14 protein-coding genes and 1 riboswitch are annotated in these 15288 nt (G+C 58.0%); of the genes, 6 read left to right on the top strand and 8 right to left on the bottom strand.

Going from position 1 to position 15288, the window contains the following annotated elements; all coding sequences use genetic code 11:
• Window positions 1-190 precede the first annotated feature (190 nt).
• Window positions 191-1159: a helix-turn-helix domain-containing protein gene (locus SANT_RS15665; protein ID WP_237234622.1), complete on the top strand. Its 969-nt coding sequence runs from the start codon at window positions 191-193 to the stop codon at window positions 1157-1159.
• Between the two features lie 18 nt (window positions 1160-1177).
• Here the strand turns inward: SANT_RS15665 and SANT_RS15660 are convergent, their stop codons facing one another.
• Complete coding sequence (locus tag SANT_RS15660) at window positions 1178-1939, bottom strand: SDR family NAD(P)-dependent oxidoreductase (protein ID WP_025423210.1); 762 nt, start codon at window positions 1937-1939, stop codon at window positions 1178-1180.
• A gap of 219 nt (window positions 1940-2158) precedes the next feature.
• Here SANT_RS15660 and SANT_RS15655 point away from each other — a divergent pair, with 219 nt between their 5' ends.
• The gene (locus SANT_RS15655; protein WP_025423209.1) at window positions 2159-3118 is read left to right on the top strand and encodes a D-2-hydroxyacid dehydrogenase family protein; all 960 of its coding nucleotides are present in this window, start codon (window positions 2159-2161) and stop codon (window positions 3116-3118) included.
• On the opposite strand, the gene SANT_RS15650 is transcribed toward SANT_RS15655, so the two are convergent.
• Both SANT_RS15650 and SANT_RS15645 read right to left on the bottom strand, forming a co-directional pair.
• Window positions 3106-3903 carry an N-formylglutamate amidohydrolase gene (locus SANT_RS15650; protein WP_025423208.1) on the bottom strand — a complete coding sequence of 266 codons (798 nt, stop codon included), beginning with the start codon at window positions 3901-3903 and terminating at the stop codon, window positions 3106-3108. The genes SANT_RS15655 and SANT_RS15650 overlap by 13 nt on opposite strands.
• Window positions 3904-4011: 108 nt before the next feature.
• Entirely contained in the window at window positions 4012-4896 is an 885-nt protein-coding gene (locus tag SANT_RS15645) for a MurR/RpiR family transcriptional regulator (RefSeq protein ID WP_237234621.1), read from the bottom strand.
• Window positions 4897-5672: 776 nt separating this feature from the next.
• Here SANT_RS15645 and iraP point away from each other — a divergent pair.
• Window positions 5673-5972, top strand: coding sequence for an anti-adapter protein IraP (iraP, locus tag SANT_RS15640; RefSeq protein ID WP_025423206.1), 300 nt, complete (start codon window positions 5673-5675; stop codon window positions 5970-5972).
• A gap of 125 nt (window positions 5973-6097) precedes the next feature.
• Here the strand turns inward: iraP and SANT_RS15635 are convergent, their stop codons facing one another.
• The 5 genes from SANT_RS15635 to SANT_RS15615 form a co-directional block, all read right to left on the bottom strand.
• On the bottom strand, window positions 6098-7120 hold the full coding sequence (locus tag SANT_RS15635) for a magnesium transporter (RefSeq protein WP_025423205.1): 1023 nt from the start codon (window positions 7118-7120) through the stop codon (window positions 6098-6100).
• Between the two features lie 75 nt (window positions 7121-7195).
• A riboswitch (M-box (ykoK) riboswitch) is annotated at window positions 7196-7364 on the bottom strand.
• Window positions 7365-7566: 202 nt separating this feature from the next.
• Entirely contained in the window at window positions 7567-7896 is a 330-nt protein-coding gene (mdtI, locus tag SANT_RS15630; RefSeq protein WP_025423204.1) for a multidrug/spermidine efflux SMR transporter subunit MdtI, read from the bottom strand.
• Window positions 7883-8281 carry a multidrug/spermidine efflux SMR transporter subunit MdtJ gene (gene mdtJ, locus SANT_RS15625; RefSeq protein ID WP_025423203.1) on the bottom strand — a complete coding sequence of 133 codons (399 nt, stop codon included), beginning with the start codon at window positions 8279-8281 and terminating at the stop codon, window positions 7883-7885. The genes mdtI and mdtJ overlap by 14 nt, the downstream gene beginning before the upstream one ends.
• A 498-nt stretch (window positions 8282-8779) precedes the next feature.
• Window positions 8780-9940 (bottom strand): M20 aminoacylase family protein, encoded by a 1161-nt coding sequence (locus tag SANT_RS15620; RefSeq protein ID WP_025423202.1) that lies wholly within the window; start codon window positions 9938-9940, stop codon window positions 8780-8782.
• Window positions 9941-10519: 579 nt separating this feature from the next.
• Window positions 10520-11248 (bottom strand): TetR/AcrR family transcriptional regulator, encoded by a 729-nt coding sequence (locus SANT_RS15615; RefSeq protein WP_025423201.1) that lies wholly within the window; start codon window positions 11246-11248, stop codon window positions 10520-10522.
• 242 nt (window positions 11249-11490) lie between these two features.
• Here SANT_RS15615 and bhsA point away from each other — a divergent pair, with 242 nt between their 5' ends.
• The 3 genes from bhsA to fusA all read left to right on the top strand — a co-directional run bounded on the left by bhsA (window position 11491) and on the right by fusA (window position 14923).
• Window positions 11491-11751, top strand: a complete 261-nt coding sequence (gene bhsA, locus SANT_RS15610; RefSeq protein ID WP_025423200.1) for a multiple stress resistance protein BhsA — start codon at window positions 11491-11493, stop codon at window positions 11749-11751.
• A 236-nt stretch (window positions 11752-11987) separates the two neighbouring features.
• Window positions 11988-12689, top strand: a complete 702-nt coding sequence (locus SANT_RS15605; RefSeq protein WP_038668670.1) for an extensin family protein — start codon at window positions 11988-11990, stop codon at window positions 12687-12689.
• A 134-nt stretch (window positions 12690-12823) separates the two neighbouring features.
• Window positions 12824-14923, top strand: coding sequence for an elongation factor G (gene fusA / locus SANT_RS15600; RefSeq protein WP_025423198.1), 2100 nt, complete (start codon window positions 12824-12826; stop codon window positions 14921-14923).
• Window positions 14924-15288: the final 365 nt, after the last annotated feature.

Raw genomic sequence — 15288 nt, 5'->3', positions numbered from 1 at the left:
AGCAATACTGTAATTACATCCAGTACTTTTGCGAGAACTTGCAGCGCGTGCTCCAGGTCTTTCAGACGAGGGCGGGTCAACGGCGATAGAGCGCGTGCAAAACACGGTGAGCTTGACGAAAGAAAGCGGAGGCCATATGGGGTCCAACACGAGGAAACCAACGCATGCCGGGCAACGAGCTTCCGCTGGCGTGACCGCACCTCCCAGCCTGATGGCTCCTGGCTTCGCGCCGGAACACTTAGCGCAGCGGGCATCGCGTGCCGTGCGGGTGGATACCGGGCAAACCACCCCGCTCGGTCTTGAGGCGCACATCCCGGGGGAGCGCATTGCCGGCAATGAAGCCCATCTGCAGCCGGATATACTGGTACAGATTTTCCGTCGTCAGCGCACTGAGCAGAGTGTACAGGTCCCCGCCGTGGCGGAGCCGCTGCTGGTGTGGATCCTCACCGGTTGCGCCCGGGTAGAGGAGCGTGGCGTCGGTGAACGCTGGCAGGCGAAGGACGTCAGCGCGGGTGATTTCTATTTGACCGCCACCGACGTGCCTTATGAAATGCGCTGGCAGGCCCACGGCCCAGAGCCGTTTGAGGTCATGCACGTTTATCTGGGGGTGTCGTTGCTGGAAGAGGCCGTCGCCCAGGTGCAGGGACGGCCGTGCCGTATCCGCGAAGCGGCGGGCGAACGAGACGAGGTCATTTCACAACTGCTTGCCCTATGTCGCCGCGAATTGCTGAGGCGGCATGATACCAGCACCACGTTTATCGCCGGACTGGCGCAATGTCTGGCTGTCCACTTGGCGCGCTTCTACGTGAAAGCCGGCGCCGGCACGGGCATGCGCCGCCCTGCGTTGCAGGCGTTTCGCTTACAAAAGGCAACGGCGGAAATGGAGGCCAGGCTGTCGCAGCCGTTTGATCTTGCCGTAATTGCCCAGGCGGCGGGGTTGAGCAAATACCACTTCAGCCGGCAGTTCAAGAATGCCACCGGGCTCTCCCCCTCCAACTACTTTATCCGGCTGCGTATGCGGCGCGCCCGCCAATTGCTTGCCGATACCCGGCGCAGCATTATCGACATCGGCCTGGAAGTCGGTTATTCCAGTCCCGGCCATTTCTCACAGGTGTTTCGGCGTGAAGTCGGGGTATCGCCAAGCCACTACCGACAATAGCGGGTCGCGCGGCGGGTCTTAACCTATCTGTACGCTGATGCCGCCATCGGCCATGACCACCGAACCCACCATAAAACTGGCGCGATCGGAGGCCAGGAAAGCCGCGATCTCCGCAATTTCCTGTGGTTGCGCCGCTCGGCCTATGGGGGCATTGCGCCCGTGTTCGGCGAGGAATTCCCGACCATCTTCGCGAAAGTGATTAAGAATATTGGTGACCACGTCGCCGACGCCGATAGCATTCACCCGAATGCCGTAGGCAATCGCTTCCAGCGCCTGAGTGCGGGTCAACTGCACCAGCGCGCCTTTGGAGGCGGTATACGCGGCGATGCCGGGAAAGGCGAAGTAGGCGGCATAGGATGCGATATTCACAATCGCGCCGTTGCGCTGTTGCATCATGACTTTCATTGCTTCGCGAGAATGCAGGAATGCGCCGGTGACGTTGGTCTCCATCTGCCATTGCCACTCCTCACGAGTCAATTCAATCAATGGTTTATAAAGAATGCGGCCGGCGCAGTTGACCAGAATGTCCAAGCGGCCGAATGCGTTTTGCGCTAGGGTCACCGCCTGCTCTGCCGCCCCGTCGGCGGTAATGTCGGCCACCAGCGGGATAAGGTTTTCGGCGGCAAGTTGGTTAACCTCCGGCTGAACATCTTCGGCGATGACCCGGGCGCCGCGCTGGTGCATTAACTCGGCGATGCTGCGGCCGATACCGCTGGCGGCGCCGGTGACCAGCACCACTTTGCCGGCGACTTCATTGGGGGTAGAAAGAAACGTAGACATGATGGTTTTCTCCAGCTAAAGAATCGTTATAGAGCGGCGCGGTGCGTCGCCTGCTGACCATTGTCGCGTGCGACCTCGGGGGCGTCTTTTGCGGCATTGCCGGCACTGTCGCGGTTTTGCTATGGTGTGTTTATCCGTTGACGGCCACGGTCAGCGCAGGGTAGCGATAGGGAAAAACGCTGCCCGCCGCTGCCGCTGCAATTGCTAAAGAGATCTGCCATGAGCCTGCGTTGCGCCATTCTGGATGATTATCAGCACGTCGCCTTAACCCTCGCCGACTGGGCCTTTAACGGCGCCAGCGTCGATGTTTTCAGCCTGACGACCCATTATGAGGATGAAGCCGCCTTAGCAGCGCAGCTTGTCGATTGCGCGATTATTGTGGTAATGCGCGAGCGCACGCCATTGACCGCCTCGCTAATGGATCGGCTGCCGGCGCTGCGGATGGTCGTGACGTCCGGTATGCGTAACGCGGCTATCGACCTTGACGCCGCGCGCGCGCGTGATATCACCGTTTGTGGTACCGCCAGCGACTCGGCGCCCCCGATGGAGTTGACCTGGGCGCTGATATTGGGCCTGGCGCGCCATATTGTGCCGGAGAATCAGGCGCTGCGGCAAAACGGCCCCTGGCAGCATAGTTTGGGACTGACGCTTAAGGGAAAACGTTTGGGCTTGTTGGGCCTTGGCAAAATCGGCGGCGCCATGGCCCGGGTGGCGCAGGCGTTCGGCATGGAGGTGGTAGCCTGGAGCCGGCATCTTGACGCGGAATCGGCCGCGGCCGCAGGCGTCACGCTGGCGGCATCGAAAGAGGCATTGCTGGCCGCCAGCGATATTGTATCAATCCATTTGGTGTTAAGCGAGCGTACCCGCGGCCTTATCGGCGCGGCGGAGCTGGCGCAGATGAAGCCGGGCGCGTTGCTTATCAATACCTCAAGGGCGGCCATTGTCGAGCGTGATGCGCTGATAACGGCGCTGGAGCAAGGGCGAATTGCCGGCGCCGGGCTGGATGTCTTTGAGGTCGAACCCTTACCGGCGCAAGACCGTTTACGTCAGTTGCCCAACGTGCTGGCGACTCCACATCTCGGCTACGTGTCCGACAGTAATTATCGCCTTTATTTCCGTGAAGCGGTGGAGGATATCCAGGCGTGGCTAAATGGCGCGCCGGTGCGTCAGCTGACCTGAGCGCCGTTCGCCTGCCAACATTGCCAGGCCATGGGTAACAGCTGGGCCAACCGCGCCGCCCACGCCCGTTGGCCGCCGACATCGGCAATCAAATCTTGCCGGATTTCGATCTCCACATAGGGTAGGCGATGACCATAGGCATACACCGGCACCGCGTAATCGGTATCATCCAAAGCATAAGGTTGATTCTCACCCACCACCCAATCCCCCGCCCGCTGTAACAACCGCAGCACTTCCCGGGCGAACGCCGGCTGGCGGTCAAACAAAACCCCTATCTGCCAGGGTCGGGAAAGCCCCATGAACGCGGGCGTAAAGCTATGCATGGCGATAAGGCAGGTCGGCTTAGCGCACGCGAGACGGCGGTGCAGCAAGGCATTAATGGCCTGATGATATGGATCGAAAATTGCCGCTCGCCGCGCCGCCCTGTCGGCGGGAGTCAGCGCCCGATTGCCCGGAATGGGGGTTTGCTCCGAAACGGTCGGGATAGCGCTGGGGGCGTCCGGTTGCCGGTTGCAGTCGATAACCAGCCGCGAATAGCGCTGATAGACCAGTGTGGCCTGTAGCCGGGCGCTCAACCCTTGCGCAACGCCGAGCGCGCCGATATCCCAGCCGATATGACGCGCGATTTCCCGCCGCGGCAATCCCAGCGAATCGAGCAGGCGCGGAATGCGTTTGCCCGCGTGATCACAAAGAATAACAAACGGCGAAGCGGCGCCGGGCCGCGCAATGCCGGCGGGCTCGGGTTCGTCTAAGGCCAACAGCGGCGGGGGAAGGGCGGCATTCATCACGTCAGCGGTGTCTCCTGGACGCCTTTGTAGCGCCTGAAATGAAAAGGGTTATTACGCCTGGGTGTCTCCTGGACGCCTTTTTAGCGCCCGAAATGAAAAGGGCCATTAGGCCTGCGGATCGAGCTGCTCCCACTGCGCCATGCGTTCCAGCGCCTGGTCCCCCAAGCGCGCTAGCACGCCGGCCGCCAGCGTTTCCGTGAGCACAAAAGCGGCGGCGTGGGTATCGAATGGCCAGCAAGACTCTACCTGCACCGGCAGTACGACCTGGGCATGGGCGGCAAGAGGGGACAGATGCGAGTCGGTCACCAGAATTAGAGTCGCGCCACGCTCGGTGACCTGCTGCGCCAGCGTCGCCATCGTGCGCTGGTAACGGCGAAAATCGAATAAAACAAAAATGTCCTGTCGGCCGGCGTCGACGATAGGCAGGATCCGTTGGTGCGGCACTTCCGGCAGCAGCATGACCTGCGGTCGCAGTTGCCGCAAGTGGCGTTCCAGATAGATAGCCAGCGACTGACTAAAGCGCCCGCCGCCCAACGTCACCCGTTTGCCGCCCTGACTGAGCAGTTCAATCGCCTGCTGCATGTCGAAGGCCGGTATGTGACGCAGCGACTGGCTAATGGCGTGGCAGGTGGCCTGCAGCGAGGTTTCCATCAGCTCGGCGTGGCAGCCGGCGGTTTGCCGACGGTCCAGTAGCTGCAGCGGTCCATTCGACCGCCAGGAAAGCTCGGCGCGCAGCGCCTGCTGTAATTCTACGAAGCCACGAAATCCCAGTCGGCGCGCGAATCGTACCACCGACGGCGCGCTGACCTGGGCCTGCTGTGCCAGGCTTTGCACCGAATCCAAGCCCGCGCTGGGGTAATCCGCCAGCAGCGCGCGCGCCACTTTTCTCTCGGTTGGGCTGAGCTGAGCCAATCCGGTTCGCAGGCGCTGAATCAATTGTGGCGCTTCAGGCGCGTCGTCCATCGAGGGGAGGGTTGGAGGTTCCGTCATCTGCCACGCTCTTTTACGTAAGAAATAGGTTATTGACCGCCAATGGTATTATATTCATTACAGATACAGGTTCAGCGGTGATTTTGTTATAGATATAAAATAGACGCAAGCAGTTTACAGGTGTCCGACGGTTTAAGGTGTCGGCACAACAGTATCAACACCCGGGAAAACACGCCGCACATTCTAACGACAGCGGCGTATAAGATGTGGCGAGAAAGCAGGGCATTGGCGCTGGATGAACCGGCGCGCTGATTAACCCCGCCACGGCGCGCGGTTTAGTTTAACCAGGCATGGCCGCTGATGTTCTCGCTCAGCACACGCGCGTTACCCTTACGGCTTAGGGTGCTCCACGCTGGACGGCCACCGTTACCATGACGGTTGCGGACTGGCGTGGGGGGCGACGCCGCAACGCGGACCACCTTGCAAAGTTTTGGCCGTTGAGTATCCCTCTGGTTGTTTCTTTGCCCCTGACTGTACGGGGCGCATTTTTAATCGGTTGACGCCTGACGAAGGGCTTTCTCGCTAAAGCACTAATGCATCTGCGCAAAAAAGCGTCGCTTTATCGCGCGCGTGTCGCGTTCACAACACGCTTGATGGCAGGTTGCAGCCATGCACATGGCCCGGATTTGCGTCTGTCTTAATCCCTGAAACGGCGATGGGCGTCTGAATATTCGACTATCAGAAGACGCATAACCAACATTAGCCGCCGTGACGTATACGCGTCGCTGAATTTTTGATAGCGTTTACGGGTAATCTCTTATTGAGTAAAAGCCACCATGAAAAACCTAGTGATCGATCTTTTGATTAAAATGGCCAAGGCGGATGTCCAGACCAAAGAACTGACGGCGCAGGTTGAAGCGCAATCGCTGCTGTTGGCGGCGCTGGTGCTGACCGTGGGCAAAGGTATTCCCGCCAGTATGTCGAGCAATATTCAAAAAGCGATATTGTCGGCGCCGGAGGCCTCGGCTGAGATCCTCTCAAGCGACGCCGATTTATTGTTGGCGCATTTCGACCGTCTGATATCGGTTTCACATTTTGTGGAGGAAAACGCCGACAGTCAGCTAGCCCACCATTAGTTGCGCCTTCCGCCCCGCGCCGCCGGGGGGAGGGCTCCCATTGGGGCCGGGCCGTGCCGTGAAGAGCACGCCCCGCGCGATGGTGAGGTGTAACGGTAATCTATAGTGCCACACCGCGAAGACCATCATCCCAAATCATGCATGACCAGCTTGGCGATTTCAAAATAGATAATCAGCCCGGTGCCGTCGATGAATGTGGCGATGAACGGTGCCGACACAACCGCCGGATCGATACGTAAGCGCTTAAGCAGCAGTGGGATTATTGACGAGACGATTGCCGTCCAGATGGTAATGGCAATCAGCGTCAGGCAGACCACCAGCGTCACCTGCGGGCCGACATTCAAGATCCAGGCGCGTATCCATGCCACCAAGCCGATAGATATCGCCACCAAAAACGACGTGGGAATCTCTTTGCGCAACACGGCAGGCAGATTGCGCAGGCTCACTTCCCCCAGCGCCATGGCGCGCACCAATGTGGATGTGATCTGGGTACCGCTATTGCCGCCGGTGCCGATAAGTAACGGAATAAAGAACGCCAGCGCGATAGCCGCTTCCAATTCATCGGAAAAGGCTTTAAGTACCGTGCCGGTATACGCTTCCGCCACAAACAGCAGCATCAGCCAGCTGATGCGTTTTCGCCACAGCCGCCAGGGTGAAGAACTGAGATAGGGCTCGTCCAGCGGCAGGCTGGCACCCTGACGTTGGGCGTCTTCGGTATATTCATCGCGCAGCAGCGCGGCGATTTCCCGTTCGCCGAGTTCGCCGATAAGTTTGGCATGGCGCACTACCGGCACCGGGCCGTTCAGATGGTTACCCAGCATTTCGGCGACCTGTTCGCGATCCTGCTCAGGCGCGACGGCCACATAATCCCGCGTCATCAAGCTGGCGACCGGCACATCGGCATTGTCTTCGGTAAATAAGCGTTTGACCGAAAGAAGCCCTTCCAGGTAATTATCTTTATCGACAATGTAAATTTGCGGCGGAATAGCATTGTCGGTGAGATGATCCAATAAATATTGCCGTGCATCACCTGCGGACAGGGCACCCGAAATAGCAATATACTGGTCACTCATATAATAAGCGACCGCGTGATCCATAATTTTTTCCCCTACGGCCGTGACCGTCGAGGGTTGAGATGAGTAATGCATGATGGGTTCCCCAAAGCTGTTTTCGACATCAACAGTTCTCAAAAAGGGGCATAAACCTGAGAAGAGAGCGCAGCCAGCCTATCTCCACGTCACGGTTTTGGCACTATACAACGTATCTGTATAACAGAAGTTACTTTGGGCTAAACCTTAATCCGATAAAGCCTGTCCTAACCTTGGGCGTCTCTCGACGTCGTCAGATCAGTAACCTGTATTTGTATAGGAGCCTCGCCAAACGAGATACTGCAAATTAAAATCGGGCAAATTATATAGTTCCAAACATTGGCCGGCAAAGTGAATACGCTTTCCGTTTATCAGCCGTTGATTATCATTCGCAGGAAAAGAAACAACGACCGGATAAGACGACGGTAAATAAGGTCATGGACCGCAGGTCCCAGCTGGAGAAGGATGACCCCGCGAAACGCTTGCTCGCAACGCGTCATCCTCGCTTACGCCAGCTTAATCACCACCATACCGATGAGCAGTAACACTAAGCCTGCCCAGCCGCGGCCGCTTAAACGCTGATTGAACATTATCCACCCGGCGGCGATAGTCGCGGCGATACCAAAGCCGCCCCATAAGGCGTAGGCCACCGAGAGGTCTATACCTTTGACGGCTTGGGACAGAGCGCTGAAGGCGCCGAGTACCGCCAGCAGCGATAACATGCCCAGCCACAGTTTACGGAAACCGTCCGACATCTTGAGCAGAATGTTGGCAAAAATTTCCAGTACCACCGCCAGAGCCAGAAAGGCGGAGTGATAGAGATCAAACTGTTGCATGATGGCGCTCCTTCTGCCGCGCGCTCAGACCGCTATCGCCGCGGCTGGCGTTGTCGCCGTGCGCTTTACGGGTGCCGGATTTCAACATCACGATACCGACGACTAAAATGGCCAGTCCCGTCAGCTTGGTCAGCGAGAAGGGCTCATCGAACCACATCACGCTGAACAACGTAATAAACAGAATGCCAATGCCTTCCCACAGCGCGTAGGCGACCCCTAGCGCTACCCGTTTGATCGCCAGCGAAAGCAGAATGTAGGAGGCGGTGATCATAATGTACATCACAATATGACCGGTCATTTCGCCATTCACGGTGGCATATTTCATCGACAGCGTGCCGATAACTTCGGCCGTAATGGCGAGCGCTAAAAAGATCCAGTAAATCATGGTAATTCTCCCGACAGATAACACGCGTGTCGGGGCATTTATGCCGGGGGGTGTGCGGCCTGGGGCCGGTCACAGATTGCTGCCGCCGGGGATAAGTTGCCCCAAACGTATCATTAACGCGGATCCTGGCAACGGCTGGCGCAGGCCAAGGCCGTCAGGACCGGTATTGGAAGAAAATACGCTACAGCTCGCCGCACCAATGCTGCTCACTGGCAGCGGTAGCCAAAATGAAATACCGGTAAGAAGAACAATTGAGGGTAATACTTTTAGTAAACATCATGGTTATTTTCAGTTATTAGCTGAAGTCCTTGTAATATTCCGAAAATCCTCGTAAATAGAAAATTATTATCTGTTAATATTTCTACCATAAGGGCGGAAAAAAGGCAAAGCGGGAAATTTCAGGAATTGTAAAGCATCGGCTGAAAGGACGCGCCGCCCCTGATGCGGCGCGGTACGCGGTGGGGGCGTCCGCCGCGGAAAAAAGTGCTGAACCGAGGATTATGGCTGCTGGGGCAGGAGCGTTTCGACAATGGCATGCCACAACGCGATACCCGGCTCGATAAGGGCATCATTAAAATCATAACTGGCGCTGTGCAGAGGACGGGAGGGCGTTTCGCCGTCGGCCCCCAGCCAGAAGTAGGCGCCCGGACACGCGTCGAGCATAAAAGCAAAGTCCTCCGATGCCATCGACGGCGGGATATTGCCGTGCACCCGCTCGGCGCCCAGGGTATTGACGGCAATCGCGCGCAGTTTTTCCGCCTCGGCGGCGTGATTGCGGGTGACCGGATAACCAACGCTAAACGTCACTTCGCCGCTGACGCCAAAGGACGGCGGCAGAGCGGCCACCAGATCGCTAATCAGCGTTTTCACCCGGTCACGTACCGGCGTTTGCAGGCAGCGAAAGGTGCCGCGCAATACCGCATGGTCGGGGATCACATTCAGCGCAACGCCGCCGTTGATCTGGGTGACGCTCAGTACCGCCGAATCGGTTGGCGAGATGTGGCGGGCGGTAATGGTCTGCAACGCCAGCAGTAGATGAGCGGCCGCAATAAGAGGATCGTCCCCCGTTTCGGGCATAGCGGCGTGGCAACTCCTGCCGGTCAGGGTAATCTCGAACGTATCCAGCGACGCCATCATAGCGCCGGCATTAATACCGACATGGCCCGCCGGCAGGCCAGGCCAGTTATGCAACCCGTATATTCCCTGCATAGGAAACCGGCGGAACAGCCCATCATCAATCATGGCGCGGGCACCAGCCAAGTTTTCTTCGGCCGGCTGAAAAATAAAATGGAGGGTGCCGCTGAACCGGCGAGTAAGGCACAGCGAACGCGCGGCGCCTAGCAGAATGGCGCTATGGCCGTCGTGTCCGCAGGCGTGCATACGGCCCGGATGGCGGGATTGATAAGGCACACCGCTCATTTCGGCGATGGGCAGCGCATCCATATCGGCACGCAGACCAATGGCAGGGCCGGGGCCGTTTTCCAGCGTGGCCACGATGCCGGTACCGCCTAAACCGGTATGCACCTGCAAACCAAAACTTTCCAGCCACTCGGCAATGTTACCGGCGGTCAGGGTTTCCTGATAACCCAGCTCAGGGATGGCATGCAATTGATGCCGCCAGCGGATGGCGTCATCGATCAGCGCAGCGGGAATCCTCATGATGTTATTCAATCCTCTTTGACATTAATCGTGGCAAGGAGATTTTCCGTAATGAGCGGCGCTTCGCTACTTCTCCCGATTTGATTTTACGGCAAGCGACGGCGGCTGCGGCAAAAATTTTATCGGTAATTATTGCTGCCTTGGCGCGTACCCGTTGAGCATAGCAGGGATAAGGCGGTAGAGGATCCCGGTGGACAGACGCCCGCTGCGCCGGGGACGATACCGGACCGACGCGCAGGAGAGGGCTGTTTTTCCTACCCGAGGCATGCTGGTTGCATTGCCTAGCCCTCATGCGAAAAAAGGTCAGCTATATCATCATGCCAGCGACACATCTTCCCCCGCGGGCGGCGTGGGCCTTACTGGCGATAATCTTTAATACAATCACCAGGGCGGGCGTTTTGATAATCGGCTAAAGACCTTAAGCCGTTATCTTGTTGATACAGGATGAAGAGTAGCCTAGGGCCTTGGTCGATAGGAAAACTTGCTCTGGAGTAGCGGGCGAGGATTTCCCTGGCAAACCCGGCCGTTGGCGCTTTCGCCAAACACGCGTTGGACCCGTTGCCGGAAGCGCTTGCCGCCTCAGCGGCGATAAGCGCGGCGGTCGACGCCTTCGCTGCTGTCCGCGCCGAGGGACATCTCATCCACGCCGTGCGCCACGGCGGGCGAAGCCGCTGGCAATCGCGCCAGCTGCGGCCAAAGCGCCATGATTAATGCCACAAGCGTACACAACTGCCGGCGGCTAACGCCGTCGCGCGCTTGCACCGCCATCCCCTGTAACTGGCAAGCCAGATATTTGGCCAACCGAACGGTATCGGTACTCGGGGGCAATTCACCCGCTATCTGCCGCTCGCGGTAAAAATCACGCAGCAGTTGTTCGGGCAGCATATTGTGGCTACGCAGCAGGGCAGCGATAGGCTGGGAATCGGCCGACAGGGCGGAGGAGGTGCAAATCAGGAAGCATCCTGGCGGTAAACCTTCGCCGGTAAATTGGGCGACGCAAGCCGTAAGAAAGTCTTCGGTAGCGCCGGCGACGCTGCGGTGGGGATTATCCAGACAGGGCTTCATTTTCCGAACAAAGCGCTGGAGATAACGTTCCATCGCCGCGCGAAAAAGCCCCTCTTTATTACCGAAAGCATGATATAGGGTCGGCGCTTTAGCACCGGTGGCGGCCACCAGATCATGCATTGATGTCGCCTCAAAGCCGTGCTGCCAGAATAAACGCAGGGCCACGTCCAGTGCGGCATCGGCATCAAAATGTTTCGGCCTGCCGCGCCCGCGTAGGGCGGTAACGGCCGTTTTGCTGCTCATGGTCTCCTCTCTGGGTTCATGACACTCACCTATATAATTAGTGATCATTACAAAAATTACAACCCCCTTTTCGCCACAATGTTAACCCGGTCGCGTGGCACACCCGCCTGGCGATAAATAAAAATTAATAATCATTAATAAAATGCTTGATCATTGCACTCAACCGGGCTAGCATTTAGTTATCGAACGTTAACTAAAGCGCATTTGTCGCCCCTATTAGCTACCAGAGAAGAGAACATTTTATGAAAAACGTTACTTATGCCATTGCCGCTTTAATGCTCAGCACCCTGTCATTTGTCGGCTTTGCCGCGCAATTGGTTCAGCAAGCCCCGGCCGACCAGCAGAAAGTGGGTGTAGTCTCGGCGACGGTCAATAACAGTAACCTGTCGCAGCTTCAGGCAGAACTGGCCGCGCAGGCCGATGCCAACGGCGCCAAGTCGTACAAAATTACTTCCGCCTCCGGCGAGAATAATTTGCACGGCACCGCCGTTATTTATCAGTAACGAAATCGTCAGCCGGCGATTTCCCGCCGCCTGACGCCTGCTTTCATTAACGGCCCCGGCGGCAATCTTTGCCCCGGGGCCGTTTTGTTTTACGCCGTCGGCAGCCGTATATGCCCCCGGCGGCGGCCGTCACTGAGATGAGTCGTTACCCGATGCTATGACAGCCGATACGCGTCGGCCGCGGCGGTGCTGACTATACTTTCCGCCAGTGACGAAGCGGGACAAAACAAGGGGGCATGGTGCGTTTTTTGCTGGTTATCGCGGTATTGGCTGCGCTAGTGGTGGGGGGATACCCCTGGATTGATAGGCATTTGCCCCCGGGCTATCGGCCGTTTGCGCCGCTGTCGGTAGACGACCCGCCAACCTGGGTCACCCGCATGAAGCTTAAACGGATTAAACAGGATCCCGCCGCCTGCATGGCGTTGCTGACGCAGGCTCAGGCGGCGGGACGGATTACCTTTCGCCAGCAGCGCTCAAGCGAAGGGGATTGTCCGCTCGATAACCCGGTTCGCGTGACGCGGTTTGGACCGGTGGCGCTGAGCGCGAGCTTTCTCGCCAGTTGTCCGCTGGCGTTAAGCAGTACGATGTTCGTGGGACAAGCGGCCGCGCCTGAGGCGCAAACGCTATTGGGTAAGCGCCTGGTGCGTATTGACCATGTTGGCAGCTTCGCCTGTCGCAACATTTATCACCGTGCCGAAGGCCGGCGCAGTGAACACGCCAGCGCGGATGCGCTGGACGTGGCCGCTTTTCGATTTAGCGACGGCAGCCGTTTAACCATCGGCGGCGATTATCGCCGTCAAAACGACGGCGGACAGTATCTGCGCACGCTGTTCAGCGCCAGCTGCGCCTATTATGGCAACGCGCTGGGACCCGATTATAACGCGGCCCACGCCAGCCATTTTCATTTGGGCATGCGCGGCTTTGGTCTGTGTCGCTGACTAGCGGGGTAAGGCTTTAGCGAGGGCTTAGCGGGGGGCGACATCGCCATTGGCCCTTTGTATAACGGTTCCGGCGCGGGTGCGCCGGTGACAATCACAACGCGGGAATTCCCGCAGGTTAGGAAGAAAAAACTATGGCCCGTCGAACGCCTATTGAGCGCTACCGTAACATCGGCATCAGTGCCCACATCGATGCCGGTAAAACCACGACAACCGAACGTATTCTGTTCTATACCGGCGTAAGCCATAAAATTGGCGAGGTACACGACGGCGCTGCTACGATGGACTGGATGGAACAGGAGCAGGAGCGGGGAATTACCATTACCTCCGCCGCCACCACCGCCTATTGGAAAGGGATGGCCGGCGATTTGCCGGCGCACCATATCAATATTATTGATACCCCTGGGCATGTGGATTTTACCATTGAGGTGGAGCGCTCCATGCGGGTATTGGATGGCGCGGTGATGGTCTATGACGCCGTGGGCGGCGTACAGCCGCAATCGGAAACCGTATGGCGCCAGGCCAATAAGTATCATGTACCGCGCATCGCTTTCGTCAATAAGATGGACCGCACCGGCGCGGATTTTTTCCGCGTGCGCGATCAAATCAGCGAACGGCTCAAAGGCGTCGCGGTACCGGTACAAATTCCGGTCGGGGCGGAGGAGCAGTTCCAGGGCGTGGTGGATTTGGTGAAAATGAAGATGATCGTCTGGGACGAAACCAGCCTGGGGGTCAAATTCACCTATGACGCTATCCCGGCCGATCTGCTGCCGCTGGCCGAGACCTGGCATAACCGCATGGTGGAAGCCGCCGCCGAGGCCAATGAGGCGTTGCTGGAAAAATACCTCAACGGTGAGCCCCTAAGCGAGCAGGAGCTGAAAGCGGCGCTGCGGCAGCGAACGATCGCCAATGAGATTGTGCCAATGCTGTGCGGCAGTGCGTTCAAAAACAAAGGCGTGCAGGCATTGCTGGATGCGGTGGTGGATTATTTGCCGTCGCCGATAGATGTGCGTGCGATAAGCGGCCATGACGAGGCGGACCGCGAAGCGGTGCGTCACGCCAGCGACAGTGAGCCGTTTTCCGCGCTGGCGTTCAAAATCATGACCGATCCTTTTGTCGGGCAATTGATTTTCTTTCGCGTCTATTCCGGCGTCGCCAGTACCGGCGATACGATTTACAACCCGGTGAAAGGCAAAAAAGAGCGCCTGGGGCGGCTGTTGCAAATGCATGCCAACGAACGCAAGGATATTAGAGAGGTGCGCGCCGGCGATATTGTTGCCACCGTCGGGATGAAGGATGTGACCACCGGCGATACGCTTAGCGATCCGGCGCAAGCTATTATCCTGGAACGCATGGTGTTCCCCGAGCCGGTCATTTCGCAGGCCATCGAGCCGAAAACGAAAGGCGACCAGGAAAAAATGGGTATCGCTCTTAGCCGTCTGATGCAGGAAGATCCGTCGTTTCGCGTGCGCACCGATGAGGAATCCGGGCAAACGATTATTTCGGGCATGGGCGAGCTGCATTTGGAAATACTGATGGATCGTCTGCGTCGCGAATTCAATGTGGAGGTCGCGGTAGGGAAACCACAGGTGGCCTACCGGGAAACCATTACGCAAAGCGTCGAGTCGGTGGAGGGCAAATTTGTCAAACAATCCGGCGGCCGGGGACAATATGGGCATGTGGTGTTGAATTTGACCCCGCAGCCCGCCGGTCAGGGCTATGCCTTTATCGATGACATCAAGGGCGGCGTGGTGCCGCGGGAGTATATCCCGGCCGTGGATAAAGGTATCCAAGAAACCCTGGTGACCGGGGTGCTTGGCGGTTACCCGGTGGTGGATGTCAAAGTGGCGCTGGTATTTGGTTCCTACCATGAGGTGGACTCCAATGAAAACGCGTTCCGTATGGCGGCATCGATGGCCTTCAAGGAGGGGATGCGTCGGGCATCCCCCGTACTGCTGGAGCCGATGATGGCGGTGGAGGTCGAGACGCCGGAGGAATTTATGGGCAACGTGATGGGAGATCTCTCCTCACGACGCGGTATGGTGCAGGGGATGGAAGATATCGCCGGCAGTAAACTTATCCGCGCCGAGGTGCCGCTGGCCGAGATGTTCGGCTATTCCACCGTGTTGCGCTCGATGTCCCAGGGGCGCGCGACTTATACGATGGAGTTTAAGCACTATGCCGCGGCGCCGCGGCAGGTTGCCGAGGAGGTGATTAAGGCGCGCCAGCGCTAGAGGCGACCGCGGTGGCAACCGGGCGCGTGAGGGGCGCGGTAGCGCCTTGCGCGCCTGACATGGCTTACGGCAGTGCGCATACGGACGTTTGCCCTCTGCGCAGTGCGCCTTTTCTGCAAAGTGCCAGCTCGCCGGACCGTGACGATAATCAATACGGCCCGGCACCCTTGCATTGAGACCGCCGGTCCGTCATTTTCGGCAATCAGCCGGTCCGTTGATTAGGGCAAGCAATCTGTCCCCTCAGCTCGACAAAAGGTCTCTCCATTAACCTCGACCAACAGTCTATGCCTTCACCTCGACAAACAGTCTATCCCCTCAGCTCGACAAAAGGTCTCTCCGTTAACCTCGACAAACAGTCTATGCCT

This window comes from Sodalis praecaptivus, assembly GCF_000517425.1.
Lineage (GTDB): Bacteria > Pseudomonadota > Gammaproteobacteria > Enterobacterales > Enterobacteriaceae > Sodalis_A > Sodalis_A praecaptivus.
The sequence above is the reverse complement of the archived record's forward strand: the minus strand, read 5'-3'. Positions and strand labels throughout refer to the sequence as shown.